The following is a 10,187-nucleotide window of genomic DNA, read 5'->3' as shown; positions in this document are numbered from 1 at the left end:
GTTTTGTTCTCGACTGCGCTCGAACTGACAACTTCATTGGTTTCAATGTTCCAAGCCCAAACCGTTGCATTTCCTAATGGTGGTTGTCCATCTTCGGTGGGTAGATATTTCTCGACTTCTGGCAGTTTGATTGGTAAATGTTTCGCATCAATCATTTGTGGCAATCCATTCACATAATAGACTGGAAACGGTTCGCCCCAATATCGTTGACGAGAGAAAACAGCATCACGCAATCGGTAATTGGTTTTTCCTTTTCCTTGTTTTATTTTTTCCAGCTCTTCAATGGCTTTTTTGGTGGCTTCTTTGTAATTCAATACATTTAAAATATCGGATTTGGCAATAATTACATTTTCTTTTGAGCCATAGGCTTCTGTGGAAATATCAATTCCTTCAAAAATATTTTTTATTTCTGGCATTCCGGCTTTGCCTTTGAAGAAATTGGCGAAAGCATAATCTCGTTCATCGCCGCAAGGCACAGCCATGACCGCGCCAGTTCCGTAACCCGCCAAAACATAATCGCCAATCCAAACTGGAATGGGTTCTTTGGTAAACGGATGCTCGGCAAACGCTCCGGTGAAAACTCCTGAAATGGTTTTTACATCGGCCATTCGCTCCCGTTCCGAACGCTTGGCTGTTTTTTCAATATACTCGTTTATATTTTGACGACATTCATCGGTCGTAATTTCTTGAACCAATGGATGTTCTGGAGCCAATGTCATAAAAGTAACGCCAAAAATGGTGTCGGGTCTTGTTGTAAAAACCTCAATAGCTTTTGGCTCTTGGCTCTTGGCTCTTGGCTCTAAATTAAAACTAACCATCGCTCCCACACTTTTTCCAATCCAATTGCGTTGACTTTCTTTGATGCTTTCGCTCCAATCGATTGTATCTAAACCTTGTAGCAAACGTTCGGCGTAGGCAGAAATTCGCATGCTCCATTGGGTCATTTTTTTACGAATCACAGGATGACCGCCACGCTCGGAAACGCCATTTACAATTTCGTCATTTGCTAAAACCGTTCCCAATCCTGGACACCAATTGACTTCGGTTTCAGCCAAATAGGTTAATCGGTATTGCAATAGTATTTGTTGCTTTTTCTCCTCGGAATAAAATCTCCAATCTGACGGGAAAAATATTTCGACATTATCGTCAGAAACTGCATGAACTGTTGCATTTCCAGCCATTTCAAAAATAGTAATTAGAGATGAAATATCTTCTGCTTTATCTGTTGATTTATTGTACCAAGAATTGAACAATTGAATAAAAATCCATTGGGTGTGTTTGTAATAGTCGGCATTTGAAGTGCGCACTTCCCTACTCCAATCGAACGAAAATCCAATTTTATCCAGTTGCTCTCTATATCTTGCAATGTTTTCTTTGGTAGTTTTATCTGGATGTTGACCTGTTTGTATGGCATATTGTTCCGCCGGAAGACCAAAAGAATCATAACCTTGCGGATGCAAAACATTGAAACCTTTGTGTCGTTTGAATCTTGCCACAATATCTGATGCAATGTATCCTAACGGATGACCAACATGCAGACCAGCACCAGATGGGTATGGAAACATATCCAGCACATAATATTTTGGTTTGTCTGAGTTATTGCTTGCAGCAAAAGTCTGATTTTCTGCCCAGTATTTTTGCCAATTGGCTTCAATTTGGTTTGGATTATATTTCATATTGATCTCAAAGTTGCAATTTTGCTAAAATTATAAATATTTTGTTTCTTTACTAGCCCCGATAGTAGCGAAAATCCTGTTGTTGCGATATTGTAAATAATCAGGAAAATGCTTTGTTTCCTCGCAATAACAGATTGTGGCGGATAGCGGGTGTGATTTTGTTTAGAAAAACAATGTTGTGCTCCTAAAAATTCTGTGCAAATTTACATTTATTATAAGAAACTTGAAACTTTGAGCGTTATTAACTTTGTATAAAGAAATTGTTTGTTATTTTTACACAATAATATAATTACTATGAGTTCCTCTTTCGATAAATTCCAAAAACGCAGATTGATTACTTCTTATTTTTCTGTGATTTTAAGTGTTTTCTTAGTTTTGTTTTTACTAGGCGCTTTGGCGCTTTTTATTGTTAATTCAAAAAAATTATCCGACGATTTTAAAGAAGGCATAGCCATGTCGGTTTATTTTAAAGATGAAGCCAAAGACACTAGTTTAGCAAATTTTACTGATGAATTAAAATCTTCGAAATATGCTAAAACCTATAAATTTGTTTCAAAAGATGCCGCTGCCAAAGAGCACACCGATATTATTGGAGAAGATTTTTTGGAATTTTTGGGTGTAAATCCATTGCAAAATTCATACGATATACATTTAAAAGCGGATTATGTTGTGGCAGATAGTATTGCAAACATAGAAAGAAAGCTTCGCGAAAACGAACTCATTGCCGATATAGTTTACGACAAACAACTAGTAAATTTAGTAAATGACAATATTAAAAAAGTGAGTTTGTGGATTTTGATAATTAGCGGATTTTTAGCATTTATTGCTGTTCTATTAATTAATAGTTCGATGCGTTTGTCTATTTATGCCAACCGTTTTATTATAAAAACCATGCAAATGGTAGGAGCTACGAAAGCATTTATTCGAAAACCATTTATTTGGAGAAGTGTAAAATTGGGCATGATTGGTGCGGGAATTGCAATTGTTGCCTTAGTGGGGATTCTAATTTATCTTGATAGGAATTTTCCAAACCTAGGCATTCTTCACGACAAATTGACTATAGGAATTATTTTGCTTGGCGTTTTTGGAACAGGGGTTTTGATAACTTGGCTGAGTACACATTTTGCAACGCAACGATTTTTGAATTTAAGAACTGATGATCTTTATTAATTTTAGATTGCTGATTTTAGATTTTAAAAACAAGAAAAATGGAAAATAAAGAACAAGGATTTCTTTTTGAAAAAGTTAATTATAAAATTTTATTTATAGGAATAGCAGTGATTGCTGTCGGATTTGTTTTAATGTCCGGAGGCGGAAGCAATAATCCAGCTTTTTTTAATCAGGAAATTTTCAATTTTAGAAGAATTCGATTGGCTCCAACCTTGGTTTTAATTGGTTTTGGAATCACAATATATTCTATTCTGAAAAATCCTAAAAAACAGTAATGGATTATTTACAGGCTATTATTCTCGCTATTATTGAAGGAATTACAGAGTTTTTGCCAGTTTCTTCCACTGGACACATGATTATAGCAAGTTCTTTTTTTGGAATTGCCCAAGAAGATTTCACCAAACTTTTTACTATTGTTATTCAATTGGGCGCCATACTTTCGGTTGTGGTTCTATATTTTAAAAGATTTTTTCAAACAGTAGATTTTTATTTTAAGTTATTGGTGGCTTTTATTCCTGCGGTAATTTTAGGGTTGCTTTTTAGTAAAAAAATTGACGGTTTATTAGAAAGTCCTGTTACAGTTGCCGTTTCTCTTTTAATTGGTGGCATCATTTTATTAAAAGTTGATGATTGGTTTAACAATTCATCAGATACAGAAATTACTTATTCAAAAGCCTTTAAAATTGGATTGTTTCAGTGTTTTGCTATGATTCCTGGGGTTTCTAGAAGTGGTGCGAGTATTGTAGGAGGCATGTCACAAAAATTAGCTAGAACATCGGCAGCTGAATTTTCATTTTTTTTGGCGGTTCCAACCATGCTTGGTGCAACATTAAAAAAATGTTACGATTATTATCAAGCTGGTTTTGTATTGACTGATGATCAAATAAATATACTAATAATTGGAAATATTGTCGCTTTTATTGTTGCACTTTTGGCTATTAAAACATTTATTGGTTTTTTGAGTAAAAATGGTTTCAAGATTTTTGGCTATTATAGAATTGTAGCTGGAATTGTGTTGTTGCTTATTCACTTTTTTATTCATCCGCTTACCATTATTTAATGACTCCCGAAGATTATTTAAACGGACAAGTTTTACTGATAGACAAACCTTTAAAATGGAGTTCTTTTCAGGCCGTAAACAAACTGAAATATACGCTGATCAATAAATTGGGATTGCCTAAAAAATTCAAAATTGGTCATGCTGGAACATTGGATCCATTGGCTACCGGTTTATTGATAGTTTGTACTGGAAAATTCACCAAGAACATTTCTGAAATTCAAGGGCAAGCCAAAGAATATACTGGTACTTTTTGTATTGGTGCCACAACACCATCGTACGATTTAGAAACCGAAATAAACGCTACTTTTCCAACAGAACACATTACCGCCGCCTTAATTCATGAAACTGTAAAACAATTTCTAGGTGAAATAGATCAAAAACCGCCCGTATTTTCGGCCATAAAAAAAGATGGAGTTCGATTGTACATACATGCTCGCGCTGGCGTTGCAGTAGAAATTGCTTCGAGAAAAACAGTCATTCATGAATTTGAAATTACACGAATTGCAATGCCAGAAATAGATTTTAGAGTTGTTTGTAGCAAAGGAACTTACATTAGATCATTGGCTTATGATTTTGGATTGGCATTACAATCTGGTGCGTATTTAACAGTTTTGCGACGCACAAAAATTGGCAATTATGATGTCAAAAATGCGGTTGAGGTGGAATTGTTTGATAAGTTCTTTTAAAGTTAAAAACTATGTAAATGTTTCATTTTGTCAAGCAATTCATTTTGAGTGCTCAATCCTTTATCATGCAAATACCAAAGCTGTAGTTCTTTTTTTGCTGTTTCATCGACCACGCCATATTGTTGCTTATAGCTTTTAATTAGTTTTGAAGCACCTTCTGGTCGTGGACCCCAAGTTCCTTTCAATTCTAAATTATTTTTTTCAAGAATGAGTACTTTCGGAATCGCTTTTCCGCCATTAGTCAGAAAAAAATTCATTAATTCTTCATTTTCATCTCTGAATAAGATTTTGAGTTCAATTTTATCTGTAGAAATAGCCATTTTATTGAAAATAGGCAACAGTTGTGCGGCATCGCCACACCAACCTTCAGACAAAACCAACCAATAATAATGATGCCTCAAAGAATTTAATTCTTCTGAAATTGCATCATCAACATGAATAGTTTTGTCCAATCTGTTCATTCTAACTTCATTTAGTTTTGTATAATGTAGCAAATCTTCAGATTGCTCGTTTCCTGAAACTTTTCCGCTTTCAAGCAATTTGGTTACTTTATTTCGATAGTCAGAATATGAAATACTATGTATAAAACTTTGTGCGATGGTTGTTTTCATAATCTGACTATTATTTATGTAAATTTACGATTATTATAATCATACAAATAGATAAAAATAAAATTTATGGAAAGCAATCGTTGTGGTTGGTGTTTGTCCTCAGATTTATACAAAGAATATCATGATCAAGAATGGGGAAAGCCTGTTTACGATGATGCAAGCATTTTCGAGTTTTTAATTTTAGAAACTTTTCAGGCTGGTTTAAGTTGGATTACTATTTTAAATAAAAGAGAAAATTTCAGACTTGCTTTTGAAGATTTTGATTATCAAAAAATTGCAAAATACAATACTTTAAAAGAAGAAGAATTGCTCCAAAATTCTGGTATTATTAGAAATAAACTTAAAGTAAAAGCTACCATAACCAACGCAGTTGCTTTTATGAAAATTCAAGAAGAATTTGGCAGTTTTAGCAACTATATTTGGGGTTTTGTGGATGGAAAACCTATTGTGAATCATTGGAAATCATTGTCCGAAGTTCCAGCAACAACTCCAATTTCTGATGCTTTAAGTAAAGATTTAAAAAAACGCGGATTCAAATTTGTAGGTTCCACTGTGATTTATGCGCACATGCAAGCCACGGGAATGGTTAATGATCATGTTTTGGATTGTTGGACTAGAATATAATTATTGGATTTTGTTATCTTTTAACCCGTTGGATTAATTATTTTTTTATAGCTAAATTTTTACAATTTTGTCACACTGAGCTTGTCGAAGTGTCATTTAATTGGGTCTTCGACAAGCTCAGACTGACATTTTGGTTATAATAGATTTTATTTTAATAGTAAATCAATTTTTTAGTTAATTTAATTAATTGCACCCAACGGGTTATCTTTTAATATTGTCAAAAACTCCTCTCTTGGAATTTCTCTGCAACCCAAACTGTCCAAATGGTCGTTGTAAACTTGGCAATCCAATAGTTTATAATTATTTTCTTTTAAATAGTTGACCAAATAAATAAAAGCCATTTTCGAAGCATTGCTTGCTTTGGAAAACATACTTTCTCCACAAAAAATGTGTCCTAAATCTATACCATATAAACCGCCAACAAGTTCATCATTCTGCCAAACCTCAACAGATATGGCTTTTCCCATTTCATGAAGTTTACAATAAGCAGCCATCATATCATCGCTTAACCATGTGCCAACTTGACCTTCTCTTTTGGTGTTTTGGCAACCCAATAATACTGCTTGAAAAGATTTATTAAAAGTAACTTTGAAAATATTTTTGTTAATTGTATTTCGCATGCTGTGCGATATTTTCAATTCGTCAAAAAACAATACCATTCGTTGTGGCGGACACCACCATAAAATAGGTTCGTTGTCGTTAAACCACGGAAATATTCCGTTTTCATAAGCCAATAGCAACCTTTCTGTTGAAAGATCGCCACCCACTGCCAAAATTCCTTCGGGTGAAGTTTCAGAAATGGGTGGAAAATATAATTCTTCGGTTAAATATTGCATAATAAAATGATAAAAAACAAAAAGTTAGAAGCAAAAGATTTCAACTTCCTACTTCTAACTTTTAATTTTATTGTTCGTTCTATTTAAAAAGGCAAATCGTCGTGCTCTTCTTCTTTAAAATTTGTGGCTGGTTCAAAAGTATCAGCTGTTGGCATTGGTGGCGATTGCGATGGTGCATTCGGAGCCAAACGTTCCACTCTCCAACCTTGAATAGCATTGAAATATTTGGTCACTCCTTGTGGATCAACCCATTCTCTTCCTCTTAAATTTATAGAAACTTTTACTGCTTCTCCAACTTGATAATTGTTTAATAAATCGCATTTATCCTGTACAAATTCAACAAGAATATGCTGAGGATATTGCTCATCGGTAGTAACTACCAACTCTCTTTTCAAAAAACTTCCGCTTCCTACGTTTTTGGCTTCGCCAACCATTTTGATTTTTCCTGTAACTTCCATGATTATTTTTTTGCTAACAATACTTTCCAAGCAGAAAGTATGTCTTGATTATTCAAATATTCTTTTGCTTTCAAGTGCACTTTTTGCTCATCATCTGAACTTAAAACGCCTTTTACTGCAAAATTTTCGTTTACAAATATAATAATTTCTTCTTCACTAGGCAAGGCTTCAACATTTCCTAACATTCCTAAATCGTTTCCATCAAAAACAGGGCTTTTTTTGATGAATTCTGGAATATTATCCACCCCAATTCCTAGCGTCGATATGGGTTTTGGCACTTCAAACAGTCCTTGATTGGAGCGTGAATACCAGTTGCCACCCATTCTAGAAACCAAATCTATTTTATACTGGTCTATATTTCCATTTTCGTCCAGAACAGCTTCGTTGATATGTATTTTTAATACTTCACAAATAATTAAGTTTCCTGCGCCGCCTTCTTGACCCAATTCTATAATTTCATTGACTTTGCATTCAAATTGTACTGGCGATTCAGCCACTCGATACGGTTTTACCAATTCAGATGGAATGGGAGTCAATCCAGATTTTACAAACTCATTCACACCTTCGGCATATTCTGTACTTGACAGCGACATTTGTTGGACAATATCATAATTCACTACATTGATGACAACTTGCTTTGTTTCCTGAGCATTTTGCAAAGTGTGTTTGGTCGTGTTTCCGCGAACTCTTCTTGCTGGCGAGAATATTAAAATAGGTGGATTTGAACTAAAAACATTAAAAAAACTAAAAGGTGATAAGTTGGGTTTTCCATTTTTGTCCATGGTACTCGCAAATGCTATAGGTCTGGGACTTACTGCACCTTGTAAATAGCCTTGTAATTGTGCAATGGTAATGTCTTTTGGAGAAATACTCAACATAATGAATTGTTTTTACAAAAGTAATAAAAGCTTTTTATTTCACGTTACGAATTTAATTCTCATTCTCATCATTTTTTATATATTTACATTTTTAAGAAAAGTATGCAATTTACCAATAGAAGTAGCAATACAAGATGGATTTTGATAACTTCATCGTTCCTGATTATTCTGTTAATTTTATGGAATACTTACACTTTTTTTCAGATCTTTAAAAACGAAGAGCGTTTGAAAATGGAAGTTTGGGCGCAAGCACAAAAAACATTGATGAATGTAAATGAAAATATCGATGTGGAACTGCCATTTCAAATTATAAAGAACAATACCACTATTCCATTGATACTTACCAATAGTGACAATTCTGTTTTAGGTAGTAAAAATATTGACGATGAAATTATCAAAGACACATTGCAAGCAAAAAAACTCATTAAAAAATTTAAAAGTGACAATAGAAGAATTGAAATTGAATATGTAAAAGGGAAATTTCAGTATTTATATTATGCAAATTCACCTTTACTAAATAAATTAAAATATTACCCTGTTGCTCTGGTATTTATCATTTTTTTGTTTGGAGCTTTGGTTTATAATTATTACAAAACTTCAAAAATATCTGGTCAAAACAAACTTTGGGCTGGTATGGCAAAAGAAACTGCGCATCAAATTGGCACACCATTATCATCACTCATTGGTTGGGTCGAAATTATGAAAGCCGATAATGTAGATTCCAATACGGTTGAAGAAATTGAAAAAGACATTTACAGACTTCAAAACATAACCGACAGGTTCTCGAAAATAGGTTCAGAACCCAGCCTAGAAGAAAAAGATTTGGTTGAAGAAACCCAAAAAGCTTATGAATATTTGCAATCTAGATTTTCTAAAAATGTAATTTTTTCATTTAAGGCTCCAGATTATAAAATACCTATATCTATAAATCCAACCTTGCACAGTTGGACGATTGAAAATTTAATTAAAAATGCTATCGACGCCATGAAAGGTCGTGGTTCAATAGCTGTAATTATTGAAGATGATGGACACATTACAAAAATAAAAGTATCGGACACAGGAAAAGGAATTCCTAAAAAGCTATATAAAACTATTTTTGAACCAGGTTTTACCACCAAAAAAAGAGGTTGGGGATTGGGACTTTCTTTAACGAAACGTATTGTTGAAGAATACCACAAAGGAAGAATAAAAGTGCTACAATCTGAAATCAATAAAGGATCTACCATTCAAATAAGTTTCAAACGATGAATTACAGCTATTGGGAACTCAAAAATTGGTTTACAAATGTTGATTATACAGTTGTAGGAAGCGGCATCGTTGGACTTCATTGTGCTTTGCGTTTGCGTGAAAAATTTCCTGAAAGTAAAATTTTAATCCTTGAAAAAGGAACATTACCAGAAGGCGCTAGTACAAAAAACGCTGGTTTTGCTTGTTTTGGAAGTCTTTCAGAAATTATTGATGATTTAAAATCACACTCCGAAGAGGAAGTTATTGAACTCATCCACAAGCGTTGGAATGGTTTTCAATTATTGCGAAAAAAACTAGGCGATCAAACCATTGATTTTAAACCGTATGGAGGCTATGAATTGTTTTTAAAAAATGACGAATCTACTTATGATGAATGCCTGCAAAAACTACCTTTCATTAATGAGATTTTAAAACCTATTTTTAAAGCCGAAATATTTGAAAAAAATATAGACCGATTTGGATTTAATAATATCAAAGAATATACTATTTTTAATCCTTTTGAAGGTCAGATTGACACTGGAAATATGATGCAAGCTTTGCTAAAAGAAACACATTCAAAAGGCATATTAATTTTAAACAATCAAAATGTCACTGATTTTCTAGACAATGGAAACCATGTTGAAATTAGTGTAAATGGTTTTAATTTTATTACTAAAAAAATTCTTTTTGCCACCAATGGTTTTGCAGGTGAACTGACAAATCATGAAGTAAAACCAGCTAGAGCACAAGTTTTGATAACTGAACCTATAAAAAATTTAGACATTAAAGGCACTTTTCATTTGGATAAAGGTTACTATTATTTTAGAAATATAAATGATAGAATTTTGATCGGTGGTGGCAGAAATTTAGATTTTGAAACAGAAAATACATCAGAATTTGGGCAAACTTTACTCATTCAAAATAATTTGGAGCAAATGTTAAAAGAAATTATTTTGCCAAA

General features: G+C 33.4%; 12 protein-coding genes. 7 read left to right on the top strand and 5 right to left on the bottom strand.

Annotated elements, in window-relative coordinates; translation table 11 throughout:
* Positions 1-1,676: class I tRNA ligase family protein (locus RMN92_RS13750; RefSeq protein WP_309610012.1), on the bottom strand; the 1,676-nt coding region annotated here is incomplete at its 3' end.
* A 294-nt stretch (positions 1,677-1,970) separates the two neighbouring features.
* On the opposite strand from RMN92_RS13750, the gene RMN92_RS13745 reads away from it, so the two are divergent.
* From RMN92_RS13745 to truB, 4 genes are read left to right on the top strand one after another with little or no spacing between them, the layout of a single operon-like run.
* Positions 1,971-2,846: a permease-like cell division protein FtsX gene (locus tag RMN92_RS13745; protein WP_309610011.1), complete on the top strand. Its 876-nt coding sequence runs from the start codon at positions 1,971-1,973 to the stop codon at positions 2,844-2,846.
* Positions 2,847-2,884: 38 nt separating this feature from the next.
* Positions 2,885-3,121 carry a DUF3098 domain-containing protein gene (locus RMN92_RS13740; RefSeq protein ID WP_309610010.1) on the top strand — a complete coding sequence of 79 codons (237 nt, stop codon included), beginning with the start codon at positions 2,885-2,887 and terminating at the stop codon, positions 3,119-3,121.
* Positions 3,121-3,906, top strand: coding sequence for an undecaprenyl-diphosphate phosphatase (locus RMN92_RS13735; RefSeq protein ID WP_309610009.1), 786 nt, complete (start codon positions 3,121-3,123; stop codon positions 3,904-3,906). The genes RMN92_RS13740 and RMN92_RS13735 overlap by 1 nt, the downstream gene beginning before the upstream one ends.
* Positions 3,906-4,592 (top strand): tRNA pseudouridine(55) synthase TruB, encoded by a 687-nt coding sequence (gene truB, locus RMN92_RS13730; RefSeq protein WP_309610008.1) that lies wholly within the window; start codon positions 3,906-3,908, stop codon positions 4,590-4,592. Before RMN92_RS13735 ends, truB begins: the two co-directional genes overlap by 1 nt.
* A gap of 2 nt (positions 4,593-4,594) precedes the next feature.
* On the opposite strand, the gene RMN92_RS13725 is transcribed toward truB, so the two are convergent.
* Positions 4,595-5,203: a thioredoxin family protein gene (locus tag RMN92_RS13725; protein ID WP_309610007.1), complete on the bottom strand. Its 609-nt coding sequence runs from the start codon at positions 5,201-5,203 to the stop codon at positions 4,595-4,597.
* 66 nt (positions 5,204-5,269) lie between these two features.
* Between RMN92_RS13725 and RMN92_RS13720 the strand changes: the two genes are divergently transcribed.
* Positions 5,270-5,827 carry a DNA-3-methyladenine glycosylase I gene (locus tag RMN92_RS13720; RefSeq protein ID WP_309610006.1) on the top strand — a complete coding sequence of 186 codons (558 nt, stop codon included), beginning with the start codon at positions 5,270-5,272 and terminating at the stop codon, positions 5,825-5,827.
* A 179-nt stretch (positions 5,828-6,006) separates the two neighbouring features.
* On the opposite strand, the gene aat is transcribed toward RMN92_RS13720, so the two are convergent.
* The 3 genes from aat to RMN92_RS13705 form a co-directional block, all read right to left on the bottom strand.
* The gene (aat, locus tag RMN92_RS13715) at positions 6,007-6,663 is read right to left on the bottom strand and encodes a leucyl/phenylalanyl-tRNA--protein transferase (protein ID WP_309610005.1); all 657 of its coding nucleotides are present in this window, start codon (positions 6,661-6,663) and stop codon (positions 6,007-6,009) included.
* Between the two features lie 83 nt (positions 6,664-6,746).
* On the bottom strand, positions 6,747-7,121 hold the full coding sequence (locus RMN92_RS13710; protein WP_309610004.1) for a DUF3127 domain-containing protein: 375 nt from the start codon (positions 7,119-7,121) through the stop codon (positions 6,747-6,749).
* Between the two features lie 2 nt (positions 7,122-7,123).
* Complete coding sequence (locus RMN92_RS13705) at positions 7,124-7,999, bottom strand: flavin reductase family protein (protein WP_309610003.1); 876 nt, start codon at positions 7,997-7,999, stop codon at positions 7,124-7,126.
* 102 nt (positions 8,000-8,101) lie between these two features.
* On the opposite strand from RMN92_RS13705, the gene RMN92_RS13700 reads away from it, so the two are divergent.
* Together RMN92_RS13700 and RMN92_RS13695 are read left to right on the top strand one after the other, a co-directional pair.
* Positions 8,102-9,247 (top strand): HAMP domain-containing sensor histidine kinase, encoded by a 1,146-nt coding sequence (locus tag RMN92_RS13700; protein ID WP_309610002.1) that lies wholly within the window; start codon positions 8,102-8,104, stop codon positions 9,245-9,247.
* The coding region (locus RMN92_RS13695; protein ID WP_309610001.1) for an FAD-dependent oxidoreductase at positions 9,244-10,187 on the top strand (944 nt) is incomplete at its 3' end. The genes RMN92_RS13700 and RMN92_RS13695, both read left to right, overlap by 4 nt.

It is taken from the genome of Flavobacterium sp. (assembly GCF_031363805.1).
Lineage (GTDB): Bacteria > Bacteroidota > Bacteroidia > Flavobacteriales > Flavobacteriaceae > Flavobacterium.
This window is presented reverse-complemented; position numbering and strand designations above follow the sequence as displayed.